This window comes from Mucilaginibacter ginsenosidivorax, from assembly GCF_007971525.1.
Taxonomy (GTDB): domain Bacteria; phylum Bacteroidota; class Bacteroidia; order Sphingobacteriales; family Sphingobacteriaceae; genus Mucilaginibacter; species Mucilaginibacter ginsenosidivorax.
This window is the reverse complement of the sequence record NZ_CP042437.1, coordinates 673,636-694,245: the sequence shown is the minus strand read 5'-3', so window position 1 is coordinate 694,245 and position 20,610 is coordinate 673,636. Positions and strand designations below refer to the sequence as shown.

Annotated in this window: 19 protein-coding genes; 13 read left to right on the top strand and 6 right to left on the bottom strand. The window is 42.9% G+C overall.

All coding sequences use genetic code 11. The features are described from left to right. Positions 1–40 precede the first annotated feature (40 nt). Positions 41–1,636 carry a RagB/SusD family nutrient uptake outer membrane protein gene (locus FSB76_RS02900; protein WP_147052101.1) on the bottom strand — a complete coding sequence of 532 codons (1,596 nt, stop codon included), beginning with the start codon at positions 1,634–1,636 and terminating at the stop codon, positions 41–43. Positions 1,637–1,655: 19 nt separating this feature from the next. Then, a complete protein-coding gene (locus FSB76_RS02895) occupies positions 1,656–4,616 on the bottom strand; it encodes a SusC/RagA family TonB-linked outer membrane protein (protein WP_147052100.1) in 2,961 nt (986 codons plus the stop codon). 347 nt (positions 4,617–4,963) lie between these two features. On the opposite strand from FSB76_RS02895, the gene FSB76_RS02890 reads away from it, so the two are divergent. The 6 genes from FSB76_RS02890 to FSB76_RS02860 all read left to right on the top strand — a co-directional run bounded on the left by FSB76_RS02890 (position 4,964) and on the right by FSB76_RS02860 (position 10,757). Continuing rightward, positions 4,964–6,100, top strand: coding sequence for an alpha/beta hydrolase-fold protein (locus FSB76_RS02890; RefSeq protein WP_147052099.1), 1,137 nt, complete (start codon positions 4,964–4,966; stop codon positions 6,098–6,100). Between the two features lie 149 nt (positions 6,101–6,249). Beyond that, complete coding sequence (locus tag FSB76_RS02885) at positions 6,250–8,142, top strand: RecQ family ATP-dependent DNA helicase (RefSeq protein ID WP_147052098.1); 1,893 nt, start codon at positions 6,250–6,252, stop codon at positions 8,140–8,142. A 349-nt stretch (positions 8,143–8,491) separates the two neighbouring features. Then, entirely contained in the window at positions 8,492–9,091 is a 600-nt protein-coding gene (locus FSB76_RS02880) for a GIN domain-containing protein (protein WP_147052097.1), read from the top strand. A gap of 473 nt (positions 9,092–9,564) precedes the next feature. Continuing rightward, positions 9,565–9,792, top strand: a complete 228-nt coding sequence (locus FSB76_RS02870) for a hypothetical protein (protein ID WP_147052095.1) — start codon at positions 9,565–9,567, stop codon at positions 9,790–9,792. A 241-nt stretch (positions 9,793–10,033) separates the two neighbouring features. Next, entirely contained in the window at positions 10,034–10,525 is a 492-nt protein-coding gene (locus tag FSB76_RS02865) for a hypothetical protein (protein WP_147052094.1), read from the top strand. Positions 10,526–10,559: 34 nt separating this feature from the next. Then, positions 10,560–10,757, top strand: a complete 198-nt coding sequence (locus tag FSB76_RS02860; RefSeq protein ID WP_147052093.1) for a hypothetical protein — start codon at positions 10,560–10,562, stop codon at positions 10,755–10,757. A 96-nt stretch (positions 10,758–10,853) separates the two neighbouring features. Here FSB76_RS02860 and FSB76_RS02855 read toward each other — a convergent pair whose 3' ends face one another. After that, entirely contained in the window at positions 10,854–11,183 is a 330-nt protein-coding gene (locus tag FSB76_RS02855; protein ID WP_147052092.1) for a YbjQ family protein, read from the bottom strand. Between the two features lie 62 nt (positions 11,184–11,245). Beyond that, positions 11,246–11,527: a pyrimidine/purine nucleoside phosphorylase gene (ppnP, locus tag FSB76_RS02850; RefSeq protein ID WP_147052091.1), complete on the bottom strand. Its 282-nt coding sequence runs from the start codon at positions 11,525–11,527 to the stop codon at positions 11,246–11,248. 193 nt (positions 11,528–11,720) lie between these two features. Between ppnP and FSB76_RS02845 the strand changes: the two genes are divergently transcribed. The 4 genes from FSB76_RS02845 (at position 11,721) to FSB76_RS02830 (ending at position 14,474) form a co-directional block, all read left to right on the top strand. Then, positions 11,721–12,293, top strand: a complete 573-nt coding sequence (locus tag FSB76_RS02845) for a hypothetical protein (RefSeq protein WP_147052090.1) — start codon at positions 11,721–11,723, stop codon at positions 12,291–12,293. A gap of 75 nt (positions 12,294–12,368) precedes the next feature. Continuing rightward, the gene (locus FSB76_RS32025) at positions 12,369–12,689 is read left to right on the top strand and encodes a hypothetical protein (RefSeq protein WP_158642824.1); all 321 of its coding nucleotides are present in this window, start codon (positions 12,369–12,371) and stop codon (positions 12,687–12,689) included. A gap of 271 nt (positions 12,690–12,960) precedes the next feature. After that, a complete protein-coding gene (locus FSB76_RS02835) occupies positions 12,961–13,896 on the top strand; it encodes a cation diffusion facilitator family transporter (RefSeq protein WP_147052089.1) in 936 nt (311 codons plus the stop codon). Positions 13,897–13,967: 71 nt separating this feature from the next. Then, positions 13,968–14,474 carry a hypothetical protein gene (locus tag FSB76_RS02830; RefSeq protein WP_147052088.1) on the top strand — a complete coding sequence of 169 codons (507 nt, stop codon included), beginning with the start codon at positions 13,968–13,970 and terminating at the stop codon, positions 14,472–14,474. A 119-nt stretch (positions 14,475–14,593) separates the two neighbouring features. Here the strand turns inward: FSB76_RS02830 and FSB76_RS02825 are convergent, their stop codons facing one another. Continuing rightward, complete coding sequence (locus FSB76_RS02825; RefSeq protein WP_147052087.1) at positions 14,594–15,358, bottom strand: oxygenase MpaB family protein; 765 nt, start codon at positions 15,356–15,358, stop codon at positions 14,594–14,596. Between the two features lie 153 nt (positions 15,359–15,511). Here FSB76_RS02825 and FSB76_RS32665 point away from each other — a divergent pair, with 153 nt between their 5' ends. Beyond that, entirely contained in the window at positions 15,512–16,075 is a 564-nt protein-coding gene (locus FSB76_RS32665; RefSeq protein WP_147052086.1) for a sugar O-acetyltransferase, read from the top strand. Positions 16,076–16,224: 149 nt separating this feature from the next. On the opposite strand, the gene FSB76_RS02815 is transcribed toward FSB76_RS32665, so the two are convergent. After that, entirely contained in the window at positions 16,225–16,932 is a 708-nt protein-coding gene (locus tag FSB76_RS02815) for a DNA alkylation repair protein (RefSeq protein WP_147052085.1), read from the bottom strand. 288 nt (positions 16,933–17,220) lie between these two features. On the opposite strand from FSB76_RS02815, the gene mutS reads away from it, so the two are divergent. Both mutS and FSB76_RS02805 read left to right on the top strand, forming a co-directional pair. Next, positions 17,221–19,830 (top strand): DNA mismatch repair protein MutS, encoded by a 2,610-nt coding sequence (mutS, locus tag FSB76_RS02810; protein ID WP_147060841.1) that lies wholly within the window; start codon positions 17,221–17,223, stop codon positions 19,828–19,830. A gap of 161 nt (positions 19,831–19,991) precedes the next feature. Next, entirely contained in the window at positions 19,992–20,555 is a 564-nt protein-coding gene (locus FSB76_RS02805) for a C40 family peptidase (protein ID WP_147052084.1), read from the top strand. Positions 20,556–20,610 lie beyond the last annotated feature (55 nt).

Here is a 20,610-nt window from a genome sequence, read left to right as displayed (position 1 = left end):
TACCATAAGGCACGTTGCGCCTTATGGTAAGTAATGAATGCTATTTATAACCCGGATTTTGTTTTAAAGTAGGGTTGTTAACTATATCTGCTGATGGAATTGGCATCAGGTTAAGATCGGTAGATACACTTGTTCCGGCTTTTACTCCACCTTTCCAGGCCCAGATATAATCACCACCGGCAAATTTGCCAAAGCGGATCAAATCTGTCCTTCTGTGCATTTCAAACAGGAACTCGCGGCCTCTTTCGTTTAAAATAAAATCAAGCGTAAGTTGTGGGGCAGTAATATTGCCTGTCGCGCTGCCACCGTAAGCCCTGGTACGTACCAGGTTCACATAGGTTAACGCTGTAACCAAATCGCCACCTGTACCGCCGCGTAAAACAGCTTCGGCATAAATCAAATAAGCATCGGCCAAGCGGAACATTGGGAAATCGGTATCAGGGAAGTTACCTGTTATGTCTGAGCCAACTGCACCTGTGGAAGTTACGTTCCTGAATTTTTGAATGGCATAACCATCGGTAAACGTGTACTCGTCATTAATTTCAAGGTTTTGCCCATCAGTAAAAAATACAGCTCTTTTATCTGTGTTACCGCTGTTATCAGTAAATAAGCTTACGTATTGTTTAGTAGTACGTATACCTGCCCAACCTCCGTTGATACCAAAATCAGCAGCTTTCATATTCCCGCCCACAGGTGCGTGAATAAGGTAAGTAATACCTCCGTAGCCGGTTGTATGCAAGCCATCAAATGTTATAGGGAAAATTATTTCGTTTGATTTGTTGTTATCGGCGAGGAACAGATTTTTGAAATTAGGCTCCAATGAGTAGCCATCAGCAATTACTTTTTTTGCATAAGTTATTGCGTCGGTGCTTCTGTCTGTACCGGTGTAAACTTTAGCATTAAGGTATAATTTTGCTAAAAGCATATCGGCAGCAGCCTGATCTGCGCGTCCGTATTCAAAACGAGGGGCACCCATATCAGCTTCGGCTGCTTTTAATTCGCTTTCTATGTAAGCAAAAATTTCGGCGCGTGATTTTTGTTTTGGGAAAAATACACCAACAACGTCGTTCTCTGTTACAAACGGTACCGAACCAAAAAGGTCAATTGCATGCCAGTAAGCCAATGCCCTTAAAAAGCGGGCTTCGGCGCGGTACTGTTTTGCTTTTGCAAGGTTATCGCCGGTAATGCCGTTGCCGGCCAATTTAGCATCAGTAGTTTGGCGTATAAACTCGTTGTTTAAAGCTACTACGTAAAATATACGGTTGTACATGGCTGTTATGAATTCGTTACCAGAATTCCAGGTCATGTTATGCAGGCTATGAATGGTACCATCGTTCCAAACAATAGCGGCTTCATCTGTAGTTAACTCCTGCATGTTGTAATACTCGCGCAGGTAGTTACCAAAACCTTCGTCGATACCCGAAATATCAGGGTTGCCAGCCGGGCCAGCCTGCCCACTTAGTGCAAATGACGAGTAAAGTTTGGCCAGTACTCCTTTGTAGTTGGCAAAGTTGGCGTAAACCTGGTCGGTGGTTAAAGCCCCCTTTGGCGTAAGGTCTTTTTTGCAAGATGTCACAGTAACCGACAGTCCTATCACTACGATAGTCATCAGCCATGTTAAATTTCTCTTTCTCATATTTTAATATTTTTACAAATTATAAGCTCAGGTTTAAGCCAAGGGTATAAACTCTTGGGCGCGGATAAAAGTTATTGTCAACACCGCCATTTATTTCAGGATCAAGCCCTTTGTATTTGGTTATTACAAATACATTAGATACGTTGAATGATGCCCTAAGGTTGTGTTTACCAAGGGTACCAAAGGTGTAGCCCAAAGTAGCATAGTCCATACGCAGGAATGAAGCATTTTCTACGTAATAGTCAGAGTATAACTGGTATTGTTGAAACTGAGTTTGTAATACACTTGAAGGTAAGTTGCCCAGGTAGCCCGCGAATTTTACACCGGCATAAGCGCCGTTTGCAGCAGATTGCGCATTGTATAAATAGTTGCCCAGGTTGGCCCGTGCACTAAACCCTAAATTCCACTTTTTGTAAGTAAAATTAGAGTTGAAACCCATAAATACTTTTGGATCCGACTGTTTGTACAGGTATTTATCATCAACACTGCTACCATTTTTATTCCTGTCAACATAAACGCCTTCTAAAGGAAGCCCGTTTTGATCATAAACTTGTTGGTACACGTAAAACGCCCCGGGGTTTTGGCCCGCTTTGAACAAACCAATAGTATTACCCACGCCACCAGGGATGCCTGTTACCGCGATTGTTTGATTAGGATCTCCCGTTAAGGAAATATTGGTGATTTTACGCTGGTTAAGCGTAACGTTGTAACCCAATGTCCAGTTGATATCTTTTGAATCGATAGCAATGAAATTGATGTTAAAATCAACACCCTTGGTGGTTAGGTTACCAATGTTTGCAGTTATATAGTTGCTTAAATTAGTACCTGCCGGTATTGGGGTAAATATTAACAGATCCTTTGTTTTTTTGTTGTAAAGGTCGATGCTTCCGTTGATCCTGCCGTTAAGGAATCCAAAATCAAGGCCGGCGTTCACAGTGGCTGTTTGCTCCCACTTGATGTCGGCATTATAAGCATCAGAGCGTAATGTATTCACGAATGCATTGCCAAATTGGTATTGAGCTGCGCTATTGCTGGGTTCGTAAATAGCCAGGTACGGAAAGTATTTGCTAAGGCCGGTACCAATATCCTGTTGCCCGGTAATACCGTAACTAACCCTGAATTTCAGGTCGGATAAAACATCAACACTTTTTAAAAACGATTCTTCTTTAGCGCGCCACGCAAATGCAACCGAAGGGAAGTAACCGTTACGGTGCAAGTCTGAGAAGCGCGATGAACGGTCGTCCCTGATGCTGGCGGTTAACAAATATTTGTCGTTAAATGAATAGTTTAAGCGGGCAAAAGGCGATTCGATATAATACTCGCCCCATGAAGGAAGGCTTGGTGTACCAACCGGAGTGGTTTTATCAGCTTTATATTGCTGGCTTCCGCGAAAATATGTACTAAAGTATTGGTATGAGTAGCCAGCTTGTATATCAACATGGCTTTTAATGTCTTTAAGGTCTTTTGAATACTTTAAATAATAATCGGTATTATAAGTATAATTTTCATTAAAGTATTTGGAGTATGAACCACCCTGGGTAAAGTTTGAGGCTGCTGAAGCTGGTATAAAAGTATAACCATCCCCATCAGATAAATCGCCGCCAAAAGTTGCGCTGGCCTGTAATTCTTTCAGGAATGGGAATACATAGTTTAAAGATAAAGTACCAATACCCCTTTTGCCTTTACCTTGCGCGTCCTGTTCGTTCAACAGGCCTACAGGGTTACGTGGTGCAAGGGTGTTTGGATTGCCGCTGCTATCTAACCACTCAAAATAACCACCAAATTTGGTTTTGTCATTTGAGTAAACGGGCTGGGTAGGGTCGAAGCCAATAGCGTTACCAATGGCCCCTGCTGCAAAATGACTATCGGTGTATGAACCTTTCAAATTCAAATCGACCTTTAAGCTTCCACGCAAAAAGTCATGACTAATGTTGAACGCAGCTGTTGTCCTTTTTAAATTATCCGTTTTGACGATACCGTCCTGGTCTAAATAACCAATTGATAGGCGGTATGGAACACCTTTTATACCACCGGTAATGCTCAGGTTATTATCATAAGTATAAGCCGGGCGGTAAATGAGGCTTTGCCAGTCGGTATTGGCAGTGCCCAACAAATTAGCCTGACCAGGGCTTTGGGTTTTAACCGCAGTACGGAACTGATCGGCTGTCAACACGCTTACTTCTTTGGTTATTTTTGAAAGCGCGGTTTTTGAATCAAAATTGATGTGTACATCTTTATCACCTTTACCCTTTTTGGTGGTAATAATAATTACACCATTTGATGCCCGTGAACCGTAAATTGCTGTTGCCGATGCATCTTTAAGGATATTGTATGATTCGATATCATTAGGGTTTATTAAGCTCAAAGGGTTTGAAACGCCACTAATGCTGGTATTGGCCAATGGTATTCCGTCAATTACAATTAAAGGGTCATTTGATGCATTTAAAGATGCACCACCCCGTATGCGTATTGTACTACCAGAGCCTGGCGCACCGCTGTTTGAGGTGATTTGTACACCGGCAACTTTACCGGTAATTAATTGCTCAGGTGTGGTTACCGGGCCCTGGTTAAAATCCTTGGCCGAGATTGAGGTTACCGAACCTGTAAGGTCTTTCTTCTTTTGGGTACCGTAACCTACCACAACTACTTCATTAAGGTTTTGATTGTCGGGTTTTAATGAAAAGTTAACTTCTACAGCAGTACTACCCACCGTTACAACTTTCTTTAAAGCCACATAACCTAAAAATTTAGCGGTTACGGTAACGTTCCCGGTCTTAACACCGGTAATAGTGTAGCTACCGTTACCATCGGTAGTTGCACCTATGGTTGTGCCATCAATAGTAACGGCGGCGCCGGGCAGGGGCGCGTTGGTTTCGTCTAATACTTTCCCTTTAATGCTTCCTGTTTGGGCAAATGCCATTACTGACATCATTAGAAAGGCACAAAGAAGAACGTACTTTTTTGAGTAATTTTTTCTCATTTACTTTTTGGGTTTTTGTGAATAAAAAAGGCTTAATTAGCCAGTGTTAAATTGGTCTGATAATTTTGCTGAAACAGCACGCGACTAATTTACATTTAGAAATAATAAAAGCAAATTTTATACAAAAGATAATTTTGACCGGATTAATTAAGGTATAATTAACTTTAATGAAATATTAAACAGGGGAGAACTTTTAATACTTTTTGCCTTTTTTTGTGGGAAATTTGCAAACTGGCTAAGATTTGCCCAAAACTAAGTGTCATAATTACACAATAGGCAATTTTACTAATATGTAACGATTTTCCGGGAACGTTCCCGGAAAATAATTGTCACTAAAACAATTAATAATGATAAAAAAAATATTTTTCTGCGCGTTTTGGGTTTTTGCCCAAACTTTTTTGCTTTTCGGGCAGGTAAAAACAGCCTTTAAAACGGGAAAAATACCACCCCTGAAAGGCTCATCCGAAGGCCTGTTTTTGGCAGGTAATTTTAACGGATGGAACCCTGCCGACAGTGCCTGGAAACTGATAGCTGATGGCAATGGAGGCTACAAGCTTTTAACAACGATGCCTAAAGGTATTTATAACTACAAAGTAACCCGCGGCAGCTGGGATAAAGTAGAATGCACCGCAACCGGCAAGCCGGTCGATAACCGCAGCCTGATAATTACCGGCGATACCACGATAGTTTTAGATGTTGCCGCCTGGCAGGATAATTTTGCCCCCGCAGAAAAGAAACATACGGCTACTGCACAGGTACATATCATTAGTGATAAATTTGTAATACCTCAGCTGGAAAGGCAGCGCCGTATATGGATTTACCTGCCCGCAAATTATACTTCATCTAAAAACAGATATCCCGTGATATATATGCACGATGGACAAAACCTTTTTGACGATTACACCAGCGGTTACGGGGAGTGGGCGATTGACGAATTGATGGATAAAGTATCGCCACAAAAGCAGTGTATTATAGTAGGAATTGACCATGGCGGCGATTCCAGGATCACCGAATATGATCCTTATGACTCAAAATATGGCAAAGGACGCGGCGATGATTATGTGGAGTTCCTGGCAAAAACGTTGAAACCCTACATTGATATACATTATAAAACCATGGCCGATGCAAAACATACCACAATAGCCGGCAGTTCGATGGGAGGGCTGATATCAATGTACGCCACATTAAAATATCCGGGTGTGTTTGGCAACGCCGGCGTGTTTTCGCCCGCTTTTTGGATAGCACCCCCAATTTATGATCTGGCTAAACAGAAAACTATCAGCAATAAAACCCGTTTTTATTTTGTTTGCGGCGATGCCGAAAGTGAAGATATGGTTGCCGATATGCAAAAAATGGCCGCTATAATAAAGGGTGAGGGTGCTAAGCCCGAAAACGCCCCCGTAACCATCATAAAAGATGCCAGCCACAATGAAAAGCAATGGCATGGCGACTGGCCGAAATTTTATAATTGGCTGATGCAGTAGCAAAGTCGGGAAAGTCCGGAAGTAGCTTCAAATCTAAAGTTCGGGATGTCTGACGATTTTTGTCTTTTTTTGTAAATCACGGTATTGTACCTGACCGACATTTATTATCTTTCGAACTTTCCGACTTTCGGACTTTTCCGACTCAACCCATGACTATCGAAGAAATATTAAAACAGTACTGGAACCATGATCACTTCAGGCCGATGCAGGCCGAGATCATCAAGTCTGTTTTATTAGGTCATGATACTTTGGCATTGCTGCCTACAGGTGGGGGCAAGTCTGTTTGTTTCCAGGTGCCCGCGTTAGCTAAGGAGGGTGTTTGCATCGTAATATCTCCGCTGATAGCATTGATGAAAGACCAGGTTGAAAACCTGAAAGACAAGGGTATCAATGCCGTTGCCATCGTATCGGGCATGGGCAGGCGCGAGATTGACCTGGCGTTGGATAACTGCATATATGGCACGGTTAAATTTTTATACCTCTCGCCCGAGCGGCTGCTATCAGAACTGGTTCAGGAGCGAATAAAATATATGAAGGTTAACCTGATAGCGGTTGACGAAGCACACTGTATCTCGCAATGGGGCTATGATTTTCGCCCCCCGTACCTGCACATTGCCGATTTACGCCAATTACATCCCAATGTGCCTGTGCTTGCCCTTACCGCAACGGCCACGGCTGATGTTAAACAGGATATCCAGGATAAGCTGCAATTTAAAAATCCGGTTATTTATCAGCAAAGTTTTGAGCGCAACAACATCAGCTACGTTGTTCAGGATGCCGAAAACAAATTCAGGCGGATGCTGGATATAGCCAAAGGGGTTAAAGGCAGCGGTATTGTTTATGTACGCAGCCGCAAGGATGCTGCAGAAATTGCTAAGTATTATAACGAAAATGGCATCAAGGCCGATTTTTACCATGCAGGCCTGCCTATGGACGAACGGGCTGATCGCCAGGAAGATTGGAAAAATAACCGTACGCGGGTAATTGTAGCCACTAATGCTTTTGGGATGGGTATTGACAAGCCCGACGTTAGGTTTGTTATCCACAAGGATATGCCCGAAAGCCTGGAAGCCTATTACCAGGAAGCGGGCAGGGGAGGCCGCGACGGGCAAAAGGCTTATGGCGTATTACTATATACTCATGCCGACAGGCTGCGGCAGGAGAAGTTGTTTGAGCTTAACTTTCCAACCGTTGATGAGATAAAACATGTTTACCATTGCCTGGCCAATTACTATCAACTGGCTTACGATGCAGGCGAAGGCCTCAGCTTTGATTTGGACCTGGGCGCGTTTTGCAGCCGTTTTAAGCTGGATGCAATAAAAACGTTAAATGCCCTGAAGTTTTTGGAAAAGGACGAATACCTGTCGTTCAATGAAAGTGTTTTTCTTCCATCGCGGTTCAGGTTTGAGGTGGTTAACGAGGTACTGTACAACTTCCAGATCCAGAATGCCGGTTGGGATCCGTTTATTAAAACGCTGTTGCGTTCATACGGCGGAGCGTTTGAAAACTATGTAAAAATAAAGGAGTACGACCTGTCAAGACGTACAACATTAAGCGTTCAGCAGGTTGTTGAAGGATTGTTGCAGCTGCAGCAGTTTGGCTTAATAAGCTACCTTCAGCAAACAGATAAGCCACAGGTTACATATCTAAAAGCCCGGCAGCAATCAAACAGGTTGTTTATAAACAAAAACTATATCCAGGAGCGTAAAGAGACCTATCGCCAAAAAATGGAGGCGGTTTTTGCGTATGCTGTTCATAAACAATGCCGCAGCCAAATGTTGCTGGCTTACTTTGATGAGCCGAACGCCCGCAAATGCGGCATCTGCGATGTTTGCCTCGACGAAAAGCGCCACAAAAACGAAGATGAACTTTTGGACAACATTACCAACGAGGTTGTACAATTGCTCAGTATCTCAACGCCCGATATCGGAACGTTAATTACTACAATTAACATCGGCACCGAAAAAGATAAAATTGAAACCATCCGCCTGCTACTTGATGCGGGGAAAATAAAAACCGACGGGGAGAAGTATTATCTTTAAATGGTTCTGAGGTCTGAGGCCGGGATTCTGAGGTCTGAAGCCTTAGCCTCGATGGATGAGTGTGGTTTCGTTGCAAGGTAACGGAGCGAAATCGATACTTATGGTCTATATACTCCATCTCAGGTATCCCGAGCTTCGTCCCCGAACACTGTAACCCGATCCCAGTCCTCCGACCACAGATTCCTCAGATCCTCCAAATTCACCGTGTAAATTATACACTTCACCGACAAAAAACCTGCGTACAACTAATACACCGGAAACGGCTGTAACGATTTTTAGTGGAGATCGTCATATAGGTGTATTTAAAAAATAACAAAAATAATTACTTGACAATCAAAATATTAATACCATGAAAACTAACTTAATAGCCATTTTTACAGTAATAGTTACCGTATTGGGCATCGCAAATTCAACTTACGCAGCAGTAGATAACAATAATAATAAAGCTGTGGTTTTAACTGATATCAGCAACATTAATAAAATAGAAGTTTACGGCAATGTACAGGTATACCTTACTACCGGCGCAGCCGACCAGGTAAAAGTTTACAACCAATATTATACCGAAAGTGCTTTGGTACAATCAAAAAAAGGTGTATTGAGAATTTCATCATACAAAACCGAAAAATTGGTTGTTTGGGTTACTGCAAAAGAGCTGTCGTCAATAACCGCTTATGATAATGCCGAAATTAAATCTTTCGGAAACCTATCTGCCATAGAACTCGATGTTAAATTATACAACAACGCTTCTGCCGATTTAAAATTAGACGCTTACAGCACCCGCGTTACCATGAATGATCGTTCAAAAGCAAATTTAAGTGGTAATGTAACCGACTACAGCCTGGTACACAACATAGCATCAAGCGTTAACAGAACATACCTGGTAACCGAAACTGCTACCGATAAATTAACCGGTGCACCAGCCAAATCCACCGAATATGCAGGCCTATAATGTTCATTGGTTCACTGGTTCATTAGTTCATTGGTCTTGTCTGGTTGAATTGCCAGATAGGGCCGATGATTTTTTTTATTGTAGCTTAAAGCTTTTACCCCGCATGCCCGCGTTCCAATGACCAATGACCAATGACCAATGACCAATGACCAATGACCAATGACCAATGACCAATGACCAATGACCAATGACCAATGACCAATGACCAACGAAATGTGCTAAAAAATCGTATATTTGCATAATAACGGAAAATTTTTGCATAATAACGGAAAATTATAGCTATTTCCTCATAGCCACCCACTGTCAATTTTATTGATCAGGGTTCATTTTATCCCCGCTGATACCGTTGCTGCCCGGAAATTAATTAATGAGATCCTCTTCATGTGTTACCGATGCTGAATATATTTCAGCTGATTAGATTGATACAGGTGTAAGCCAGGAAATGCGTATTGTTTAACTAAATTTTAATAAACATGGCTAAATCTCAGGCAACCTTCATGAAAAAACAACTCGAAAAAAATCGCCAGAAAAAGAAAGAGGATAAAGAACAACGTAAACAGGAGCGTCAGCAAAACGGCGGCGGCAGCGATCTGGAAAGTATGATGGCTTACGTGAACGAGTTTGGCGAAATTGTATCTACTCCCCCCGAAAAAAAATATAACCCCGCCTGCCTTGCAATATTATGTAGTGTAATTATGTAGTGTAACACAAAGGAATGTTTACACTACATAAAAAAGTGTAAAGTTTAAATCATCCCGACTTTGTATTTATTGTTGTTAGTTGCCGCGCCAATCTGTTGGCAGCGGAACTTTCAGTGTTTGGCGTTAAAAAGATTAACGGATGCAAATTGCACTTCAATATCTTCAACATTCTGTAATATTTAAATTGAACCTTTTTAGCTTTTAATTGTCGTACCTAAAAAACACCTACGATTAAACTGCTATGAAAATTAATTTTTACTTGCTCGCTTGCTTTGCTCTGCTCGCATCCTGTTCTGGCGAGCGCAATGCTGCCGATGATGATACCACAACTTCAACACTTCAGCCTGCAGATACGCAGCTGGCCAGCGCGGCCAATGCGCCGGCTGTAAACATGCGATATTGTTTTTTTTATACAGAAGGCAACAAGGCGCAGGATACAACACTTGTAAGTATTTATATAAATGGCGATAAAGTTACCGGCAACATGAACTGGATGCCGAAAGAAAAAGACGCCCGCAAGGGAACGTTAACAGGCAAACTTGCCGGTAATGCCATTAAGGCAATATGGAACTTTAACCAGGAAGGCGCCGCCGACACCATGGCTGTTGAATTTCAGCTTCGCGGAAATGCGCTTGCACAAAAGCCATACGCTTATAACCCTAAAACCGGCAGGCAGCAAACCAACAGCAAGGCTACTTATAACGTAATTTACAATATGAAAAATTGTAAGTAATTATTAATTTAGATAAAATTATCACCATTAACAAATGAAGACCAGGGACACCAGCATACTTTATCTTGTATTAGGTTTGTATACACTCATGATCAGTTGGCATTATAATCATTCGCCTATTTTATTGCTTATTCATTACCTGATCTGGCCGGTTTACCTGGTGTACGAATTACTAATTGGCCATCTTGCGCACGGGCTTTGGCGTACAATTCCGCTATCGTATTTTAATTAATGGAGCACTAACCTTGCAATAAACGTATAGCCCAAAGCCTTAAGCTGAATTTGACTTGCAGCTTAAGACTTTGGGCTGTTATCTTAATTGGGCTAATCAAACTTTTTCGACCACAACAGCTGTGCCGTATGCCAATACTTCGGTAATGCCCTGCATTACTTCGTTAGCATCGTAACGCATGTTGATAATGGCATTTGCCCCAATAGCTTGCGCATGCTGAATTAAAAGCTGGTAAGCTTCTTCGCGTGCATTTTCGCAAAGTTCAACATAAATAGAAAGCCTGCCGCCAAAAAGCGACTGAAAACCACCGGCAATGTTGCCAAGCGCGCTTCGGCTGCGTACCGTAATACCACGTACAACACCTAAATGTTTAACTACCCGGTACCCGTCTAACCCGGTACTGGTTGTAATAAGCGAAGTATCCATTGTTTTATTTATTTTATGATTATTAGAGCACCGCTAAGCTTAAATGTTACAATAGTAGCTACTTACCTGTATTTACACAAATAGGAGCTTTGCACGTTTGTTTTTACTTTGAATTTGGTATTGGCCTCAACTTCAAATGATTGGCCGGTCGTATAGCTTTCCCATCCTTCTTCGCCAGGCAGCAACACCTCCAGCTGGCCCTCAATAATGGTCATGCTTTCGTGGCTCGATGTGCCAAATTCATACTCTCCTTTTTCCATTACACCAATGGTGCTTTTACCTTCGGCACTGGTATAACCCAGTGATTTTACTGTTCCTTCAAAATATTCGTTTACGTGAATCATGTTTATAATATTAAGCGCCTAATATGCCTAAATAAAACCATTTGTTTGATAAATGCCGGCCTCAAATAATTTCGCCCAAAACTGCCGAATGTTAAAATATGTGAAAAAATTAACTTTGGTTGTAATTATTAATCTGCAAAGAGCGTTATTTGCATAAAATCTGCAAGGCGCATTGTTTGCACAAAATTTATATATGAGGAAAATTCAACTAATTGTTCTGTTACTTATATCGGCTATCTACTTCCAAGGCTGTAAAAAAGACGTTGTTACTTCTGCTTCTACCACATCTGATAAAATACTGGCTGCAAATATTAATGGTGTTGTTTGGTACCCTGATACGGTTACCGCACGGATTACTTTTAATGATGCTACAAAGGTTAAAACGTTTTCGGTAATTGGTACGGCCGATTCAAAACGGGTTATCTTTAATATAAATGTGCCTAACGGCACAAATACCAATAGTTTTCCGCTGGCCACTTATAAAGTAGATGGTACCGGTAAGCTAAATATGGCTTATTATACCCTTCAGAAAGATGCCACAGGCAATTATGTATACGTACAAACTGGTACTGTTGAATCGGGTTCAGGATTAGCTACTATAACTGCTATTGATACGGTTGCTAAGGTAATTACAGGAACATATTCATTTACCTCGAAAAAAGTTAACCTAAATCCGGATGGCAGTTATCAATCAATTGAAATATCGCAAATACTTTTAGGCACTTTTGATAAATTGCCATATGTTTTAGGAAATGGTAATTTGTAGTTGGATATAGCCAGTTATTTTGTAAAACATTAAAGCCCCCTGTTTTTAAACAGAGGGCTTTGTTTTTATAGCCCAATGCAGACTGCCAATACCAATTATTATGCTGGTTTGGTAGGTGAAGGTGTTGTAGGCAGCGGCGTTGGTGATGGAGCAGGGTTTGGCGTCGGTGTCGGGTTTGGAGTGGGCGTTGGGTTCGGATTTGGCACCGGCGTAGGTGTTGGCGATGGAACAGGTGCCGGATCGGCAGGGGTAGGTGTTGGCGGCGGAACAGGTGCCGGCGTTGGTGCCGGAGCAGGTATTTTAGGCGTCTTTTTCTTTTTGCCTGGTATAGTATCAATAACCATACCTTTTTTCACGATGATGTCATTGTTCCCGGTACTATTGATAGCCGTATGATTGGCGGCAAAAACTACCGAACATGTAAACGATAATGCTACAGCTGCTGCTGTTAACTTCAAATTTTTCATAATAGTTTATTTTAAAGTTAATTTATTAACTTTAATGATAACATTGCCAACAAGTTTTGGTTTTTATTAATTGTGATATCTTCTTTGTTGCACCCTGATACTACCCGCCTATTTAATCTTCCGCTATTGTAAAAGTGTGCCTTTTAGCAATAGCTCTTTTTGCTAAAACAATATACTGCGATAATGCTTTAAGGTTTTGTATGGCATCATCAAACAAGTCTATTTACGCTGCGCTGGCCGCAAATTTGCTTATTGCCTTAACCAAGTTTGCAGCAGGTTTTTTTAGTAACAGCGCCGCAATGGTGGCCGAAGGCGTACACTCTGTGGTTGATACAGCCAACCAGGTATTATTATTGTTTGGGTTGTACCAAAGCCGTAAAAAGCCCGATGCAAAACATCCCTTCGGTTATGGTAAGGAGCTGTATTTTTATTCGTTCATCGTGTCGATACTCATATTTGGCCTCGGCGGGGGAGTTTCTATTTACCAGGGTATTGCTCATATCATTACGCCCGAAGTTCCGGGTAACCCGGCATGGAATTACGCGGTATTGGGCATGTCGGTAATTTTCGAGGGATCATCGTTGTTAATAGCAGCTAAAGAGTTTAACAAGCTGCGTGGCGAGCTCTCGTGGTGGCAGGCTATTGTCAAGAGTAAAGATCCTTCTACCTTTTTAGTGCTGTTTGAAGACAGCGCCGCTGTAATAGGCCTGGTTATCGTAGCTGTTTGTATGTTTATTGGCCATACTTACCACATCAACTATCTTGATGGGCTGGCTTCATTGCTGGTTGGTTTAGTGCTCATATTTGTTTCTATCATACTGGCGCGCGAAAGCCGCAGTTTGCTTATGGGCGAGGGTATAGGCGCAACCACCAAAAAACACATCATTAAAATTGTAGAGCAGGATGATGACGTTTTAAAGCTTATGCACCTCATGTCAACCTATCAATCGCCCACCGAGGTATTGCTGATGCTCATTATTTCGTTTAAAAGCAACCTGGACACTGCGGGTATCAATAATGCCATTATTCGCATTCGCAACCGAGTGAAAGATGAGTATAATCTCATTCATTTTGTTATTATCCAACCCGATACCTTTATGGAAAAGGTGAGCCCCAATATGCAGCTATATGTTTAAATTGCAAGCATAAAAAAAATTCCTTTAGTCTTCAAAAAAATAGCTAATATGCAGTGCTAAACTTATCGTCAATGAATTATAACCAGCCGGCGGCAGCTACCCCTAAAAACGCGTTAAAAACTACGTCGATTATACACCTGGCTTTAATAGCCGGGCAGGTATTGTTTATGATAATGGCTTTTATAACCAATAAAAACACCATTTACTTTGATTATAAAAACAGCCGGAACGATGTGTATTTTTACATAGTGCCGCTATTGGCTGTTATGGGTACGGTAGCAGGCGGTTTTTTGTTTAACCAGCAACTGGGAAAATTCCATCAGCAGTCGGCGGGGGCCGGTATCAATAGAACACTTTCAGAAAAATTGAAGGCATATCAATCGGCCTTAATTGTAAGATATGCGTTGCTGGAAGGACCTTCATTGTTCGGAATCGTTTGCTTTTTGATAACAGGCAATTTGTTTTATTTGCTTATTTCGGCATGTTTAATAATTACCATGATCAGTTTAAGGCCATCGGTTAATGCCACGGAAGCCTACCTGCAATTAAGTTACGACGAAACGCAGCAATTACGGTGATGCTTGAAGTCTTAAGTCGAAAGTGCTAAGCCGGAAGTCCGAAGTGTCCAACTTGTTCTGACTTTCAACTCAGGCCTACTTTTGCAAGGCTTTTTGACTTCTGACTCCAGACTTCCGGCTTAAGTCTGCGAATTGTCCATACTGATGATCTGGGCTTTATAAGCCACCGGGAGCAGGGCATTGCGTAAAAAGGTTTCCACCTTAAGCATTCTCAAAAATTTATAAGTCCATATCACCACTAAAAGCCAGGGCAGTTTTCCTAACGGAAGATGCCTGCCTACCAATGGCGGTACCACCAGCAATTGCGCCTGTTTTAACACCGCATAACGGGAAGTGCCAAGGTGTTTTTTATATTGGCGGTATAAATCTAAAGTTAATTCGCCATGAACCAGGTTATGCCGTAAATGTTCATCGCGCATATCCAGGTATTCAAAGTACGTTTTTGGCAAACCCGCAAGCCCCATACGCTCGCCTACCCGGTTAAAAACCATAAATGTTTGACCCTTTTCGGCCTGGGTTAACTTGCGCTCCAATAGTTCATACGACCGGATAGACAGGTCAATTAAGAGGAACAATACATCGCGGTACGCCCAATCCGGAATCTGTGCGCCGCGGTTATTTTCTACACCTTTGTGAATGGCGGTTATCCGGTCGATGGCTTTTAAAGCCGATTCCTGGTCCGAAAAAATGATCTGCCTTGAATATTCAACGGTCGAAAATAAACGTCCAAGCGGGTCGGCAGGCAGACGGCCGGTAAAATACAGCCAGTCAACCGCTTTGTTTAAGGCAAACTCGGCTGCCGCGCCAGCAAAAATAAACAGGATGGTATCGGCCTTGCCCCAAATTTTCCGCACTATCGAATCCTCGCTTACAAAATATTCCATGGGTCTAACAATATAAAGTACTTTGTATTGCAAAGTAAATGATTATTATTTGAATTTGCAAGTGATGGGTTTATGGAGATTTTTTTCTCGCAAATGCGCCGAACATAATATGAATAGGGTAAATTGACGTGTTTTAATGCAATATATTTGATTATGCAAAAATCCGAACTTCAAAAAATGCTGGATGGCGACCTGTACGATGCCGGCGATGCCGAACTGGTTGCCGGGCGCTCAAAAGCGCGTAAATTATTTACCCGTTATAACGCGCTTGATTACGATGATAAAGAGGGTAAGAGGAGCGTTTTAAAAGAATTGTTAGGTGGCTTTACCAATGCCATCGATATCCAGTCGCCATTTTACTGCGATTATGGCTTTAATATTTTTGCAGGCGATAACCTGTTCCTGAATTTTAACTGCATTATATTGGATTGTGCCCGTGTTACCCTGGGCAATAATGTATTTATGGCACCCAATGTACAGCTGTATACTGCTTATCATCCTGTTATAGCTTCCGAACGGGTAAAAGGCCCCGAGTATGCTGCGCCTATAACCATAGGCAATAACGTATGGCTCGGCGGTGGCGTAATTGTTTGCCCCGGTGTTACAATTGGCGATAATACTACTATTGGCGCCGGCAGCGTGGTAACCAAAGATATTCCGGCAAATGCGGTGGCAGTAGGGAATCCGTGTAGGGTGATAAAGGAGATTGATTCGTGATATTGTAAAATTGTGGCGTACCTCTGGCAAGCAAACCATTTTTTTGCTTCGCAGGAGCAAGGAAAAAACGTTTAACAAAAAATCACTAAAGCTCCTGCAAATCTGCTTAATAGCAATTTCCAAACGATCTAAAGTCTACAGCCTAAGGTTTAACACTTAACCGTCTTCTTCTTCATCCCCGGTTTACGCCGCGCGCGCGATTTTTCAATATAATCTGCAGCAACCGGTACCTTGCATGCAGTTCCGTTTTGATCCACAAACACGGTTCCTATTTTATTGCCCGTTGCAATGGCTTCATCCATTAATGCATCTACATAGGTGCCCAAAGCGATGATAAATCCGTTCATGGTCGATCGTACCCGATTGGGTGATGAATGAATGGTTTGTTCAATACGATTTAGCAAACTACTCAATATGGGAAGATCCAGTTCGCTATCCGGTTTAAACGAAACAATATTGCTCAAGGTAGACCAGCCCGCGGCGGCAACGTACTCCCTGTTATCATTTATCCATTCCAGGGCCAGTTCAAAGCCATAGTGGCCTTCAGTGGCTACCCAGGGTACGGTATACTCGCTAATGTTGTTTGACACGGCTTCATTAACCCAGGTTTGCAGGTCGGCTTTGGTCATTTTAGCATCGTCGGCAATAAGGCCGGCAAGGTACATGGCATCGGCGTTGCCGGTGGCATACAAATCTTTGGCCAGCTGGTAATCTTTTTTAACCTTTTTTTGGATGGTTTTTAAATACTCAACCTTAACCCCAAAAAACGGCTCTTTAACTCCATGTTTTATCAGGATATTTTTGATGCTTTGGCTGCCATTAGCCTGCAGCTCGGTCATGATTTCGGCTACGTTCATTTTATCAATATTTATGTATAAAATTATACTATTTTCTGGTTTTTTTAAATAGATTCTTCAGGCAATGCCGTGTAATCGCGTTTGAACTCTTTACCTAATGTGATCGCGTTTTTTTAATGCTAACATAGGAGACATCTACTAAGCAAAAAAGACATTTCGGCATCCAAAATCTCCCCCGCAATCCAAACCCGGCAACCCGGATATCCACATCTATCCAACTTTTCCACAATGCCCCAAAACCACGGGCAATGCATTAACTTTACCCGATTAACAAAAGGAGTAAACCGCTTGGCTAAAGACACTACCAAAGAAACCCCATTAATGCAGCAATACAACGCCATCAAGGTGAAGTATCCAGGTGCTCTGCTGCTGTTCCGCGTGGGCGATTTTTACGAAACTTTTGGCGAAGACGCCGTTAAAGCCGCGGGCATATTGGGCATTGTGCTTACCCGCCGTGCAAATGGTGCTGCTACCCATATCGAACTGGCTGGTTTCCCGCACCATTCGTTGGATACCTACTTACCCAAACTGGTGCGTGCCGGGCAGCGAGTGGCTATCTGCGATCAGCTGGAAGACCCTAAAACCACCAAAACTATTGTTAAACGGGGGGTTACCGAACTGGTTACGCCAGGTGTTGCTACCAATGATAATATCCTCAATCAAAAAAGCAATAACTACCTGGCATCGCTGCATTTTGAAAAAAACAGCATAGGTATTGCCCTCATCGATATTTCGACAGGAGAGTTCTGGACAGCGCAGGGTAACAGTGATTATATTGATAAGCTGCTGCAAAGTTTCTCGCCAAGCGAGGTTATATACCCTAAAAGCCGCTCCCGCGATTTTAAAGACAACTACGGCGACCGCTTTTACACCTATGCCCTTGACGAATGGCCCTACAGCGGCGATTACGCTACCGAAACGCTGCTGAAGCACTTCGGTGTAAAATCGTTAAAAGGCTTTGGGATAGATAAGCTTAACCTGGGCATTATAGCCGCGGGTGTAGCTATTCATTATTTGAATGAGACCGAGCACCGCAACCTGCAGCACATCAGTGCCATTGGCCGGATTGAGGAAGACCGATATTTATGGCTCGACAGGTTTAGCGTGCGCAACCTGGAACTGGTAGGGTCGACCAACGATAATGCCCTTACCCTGGTTGATGTGCTTGACCATACCTGCTCGCCTATGGGCGCACGTTTGCTGCGCCGGTGGATTGTGATGCCCCTTAAAGAGATAAAGCCTATAAACGACCGGCTGGGCGTTGTAGAGTACATGATTGAGCACGAGGAGTTGCGCGAAAACCTGCAAAACTGCATCCGCCAGATAGGCGACCTGGAGCGGTTAATCAGCAAGATAGGTTTACAAAAAGCCAACCCGCGCGAGGTTTGCCAGCTTAAAAAAGCACTGATGGCTATCGGTTCCATCAAAAGAACAGCCGAAGCTTCAGAAAGCCAGCCATTACGGGCTATTGGCGAGCAGTTAAATCCCTGCGTGACTATCTGCGAGAAAATAGAACGCGAACTGAACCCCGAGCCGCCGGTAATGATCGTAAAAGGATCGGTGATGAACGAGGGGATTAACGAGGAACTGGACAGGCTGCGTAAAATTGCCTTTGGCGGCAAAGGATACCTGCTGGAGATACAAAAACGCGAGGCCGAGGCAACAGGAATACCGTCGCTTAAAGTATCTTTTAATAACGTTTTTGGATATTACCTGGAGGTGACGCATAGCCACCGCGATAAGGTACCCTCGGAGTGGATCAGAAAGCAGACTTTGGTTAACGCTGAGCGCTATATTACCCCCGAGCTAAAAGAATACGAAGAGCAGATTTTAGGCGCCGAGGAAAAGATACTGGTAATTGAAACCCGCCTGTATAATGATCTGTTGTATTCGCTTGCCGAGTACATTAAGCCCATCCAGCTGAATGCGCAATTGATAGCCCGTTTGGATGTGTTGCTTAATTTTGCCCATATATCTATCAAAAACTATTACGCCAAACCCCAGATGAACGAGAGCAAGGTGCTCGACATCAAGGGCGGCCGTCACCCGGTGATTGAAAAGAACCTGCCACTGGGCGAAAGCTACATTACAAATGATGTATACCTGGATTCGGAAACGCAGCAGATTATTATCATAACAGGGCCCAACATGGCGGGTAAGTCGGCCTTGCTCAGGCAAACCGGTTTAATTGTGCTGATGGCGCAGATGGGATGCTTTGTACCGGCTAAATCTGCTTCGATTGGGTTAGTCGACAAGATATTTACCAGGGTAGGGGCATCAGATAACCTGTCGTCGGGCGAATCAACCTTTATGGTGGAGATGAACGAGACGGCCAGTATCCTGAATAACCTATCCGACAGAAGCCTGATCCTGCTTGACGAGATTGGCCGGGGGACCTCAACTTACGATGGTATTTCCATAGCCTGGTCTATTGCCGAATACCTGCATAATCATCCATCGGCAAAAGCCAAAACGCTGTTTGCCACCCACTATCATGAGCTGAACGAGCTGAGCAACAGTTTTAACCGCATCAAAAATTTCAACGTGTCGGTAAAGGAAGTTGGCCAGCAAATCATTTTTCTGCGTAAGCTGGTGCCCGGTGGCAGCGAGCACAGTTTCGGGATCCATGTAGCCAAGCTTGCCGGGATGCCCCAAAAAGTGCTGACCCGCGCTAACGAAATTTTAAAGAAACTGGAAAACGAACGAACAGGAGGGGAGCACATCAAAGAAAGCATCCGCAAGGTGCAAAAGCAGGCCGTACAGATGCAAATGTTCTCGATAGATGACCCGGTGCTGGTAAAAATCCGCGATACGCTTAATAATCTTGATGTTAACACGTTAACACCTGTTGAAGCGCTGATGAAGCTGGATGAGATACAAAGGGTGATAAAATCCTGATTTGAAAATTTGAAGATTTGAGAATTTGAAAATGGTTTTGGAGGGTTGTAATTTGGTAATTTAGGCATTTTCAAATCTTCAAATTCTCAAATTTTCAAATAGTGTTAATTTGTTAAAAACATCCACATTTTACCATCGCCTATAAACTCTACTTTTACTTCATGACCAAACATCGCCTGTTTTTCTATTGCTTCGTTTTGTTTTTTGTGCCGATAGTATTAACCTCCTGCCATACCCGCAAGGCAGCCATGCGTGGCCGGCCCGGCGAAGTGGTAAAGCCGGATGGAAATATCGCCTCCAAATATTCGGAGATTATGGGTGTAAACAAAAGCGATATCGAAAATGGCCGTTTGTATGCTTTTATCGAGCAATGGATGGGTACGCCCTACAAATTTGGGGGGCTTGATAAGGATGGTGTGGATTGTTCAGGACTGGCCTTTTTGCTGGAGCAGGAGGTATATGGTATCACCATCCCCCGTATGACCAGTAAACAAATAACCGTTATTAAGCGCAAGTATGAAGATGAACTAAAAGAGGGCGACCTGGTTTTCTTCGATTTTGACGGAAAGCAGTTTAGCCACGTGGGGGTTTACCTGCAAAATGGGTATGTAGTGCATGCCAGTTCACGGCGCGGCGTAATTATCGTTAAACTTCGCGACCCATCGCTATACAAATACTTTTCAAGAGCAGGTTCTGTGGATGAAGGCACGATTCAGGCGAATTAGTTTATCAGGATAAACGCATTAAATTGGGTTAACATAACTTAACACATTTTAGGAA

What these genes read in the sequence shown, in the direction of transcription:
- FSB76_RS02900 (WP_147052101.1), bottom strand. Translation starts at nt 1,636, where the DNA reads ATGAGAAAGAGAAATTTAACATGGCTGATGACTATCGTAGTGATAGGA.
- FSB76_RS02895 (WP_147052100.1), bottom strand. Translation starts at nt 4,616, where the DNA reads ATGAGAAAAAATTACTCAAAAAAGTACGTTCTTCTTTGTGCCTTTCTA.
- FSB76_RS02890 (WP_147052099.1), top strand. Translation starts at nt 4,964, where the DNA reads ATGATAAAAAAAATATTTTTCTGCGCGTTTTGGGTTTTTGCCCAAACT.
- FSB76_RS02885 (WP_147052098.1), top strand. Translation starts at nt 6,250, where the DNA reads ATGACTATCGAAGAAATATTAAAACAGTACTGGAACCATGATCACTTC.
- FSB76_RS02880 (WP_147052097.1), top strand. Translation starts at nt 8,492, where the DNA reads ATGAAAACTAACTTAATAGCCATTTTTACAGTAATAGTTACCGTATTG.
- FSB76_RS02870 (WP_147052095.1), top strand. Translation starts at nt 9,565, where the DNA reads ATGGCTAAATCTCAGGCAACCTTCATGAAAAAACAACTCGAAAAAAAT.
- FSB76_RS02865 (WP_147052094.1), top strand. Translation starts at nt 10,034, where the DNA reads ATGAAAATTAATTTTTACTTGCTCGCTTGCTTTGCTCTGCTCGCATCC.
- FSB76_RS02860 (WP_147052093.1), top strand. Translation starts at nt 10,560, where the DNA reads ATGAAGACCAGGGACACCAGCATACTTTATCTTGTATTAGGTTTGTAT.
- FSB76_RS02855 (WP_147052092.1), bottom strand. Translation starts at nt 11,183, where the DNA reads ATGGATACTTCGCTTATTACAACCAGTACCGGGTTAGACGGGTACCGG.
- ppnP (WP_147052091.1), bottom strand. Translation starts at nt 11,527, where the DNA reads ATGATTCACGTAAACGAATATTTTGAAGGAACAGTAAAATCACTGGGT.
- FSB76_RS02845 (WP_147052090.1), top strand. Translation starts at nt 11,721, where the DNA reads ATGAGGAAAATTCAACTAATTGTTCTGTTACTTATATCGGCTATCTAC.
- FSB76_RS32025 (WP_158642824.1), top strand. Translation starts at nt 12,369, where the DNA reads ATGCAGACTGCCAATACCAATTATTATGCTGGTTTGGTAGGTGAAGGT.
- FSB76_RS02835 (WP_147052089.1), top strand. Translation starts at nt 12,961, where the DNA reads ATGGCATCATCAAACAAGTCTATTTACGCTGCGCTGGCCGCAAATTTG.
- FSB76_RS02830 (WP_147052088.1), top strand. Translation starts at nt 13,968, where the DNA reads ATGAATTATAACCAGCCGGCGGCAGCTACCCCTAAAAACGCGTTAAAA.
- FSB76_RS02825 (WP_147052087.1), bottom strand. Translation starts at nt 15,358, where the DNA reads ATGGAATATTTTGTAAGCGAGGATTCGATAGTGCGGAAAATTTGGGGC.
- FSB76_RS32665 (WP_147052086.1), top strand. Translation starts at nt 15,512, where the DNA reads ATGCAAAAATCCGAACTTCAAAAAATGCTGGATGGCGACCTGTACGAT.
- FSB76_RS02815 (WP_147052085.1), bottom strand. Translation starts at nt 16,932, where the DNA reads ATGAACGTAGCCGAAATCATGACCGAGCTGCAGGCTAATGGCAGCCAA.
- FSB76_RS02805 (WP_147052084.1), top strand. Translation starts at nt 19,992, where the DNA reads ATGACCAAACATCGCCTGTTTTTCTATTGCTTCGTTTTGTTTTTTGTG.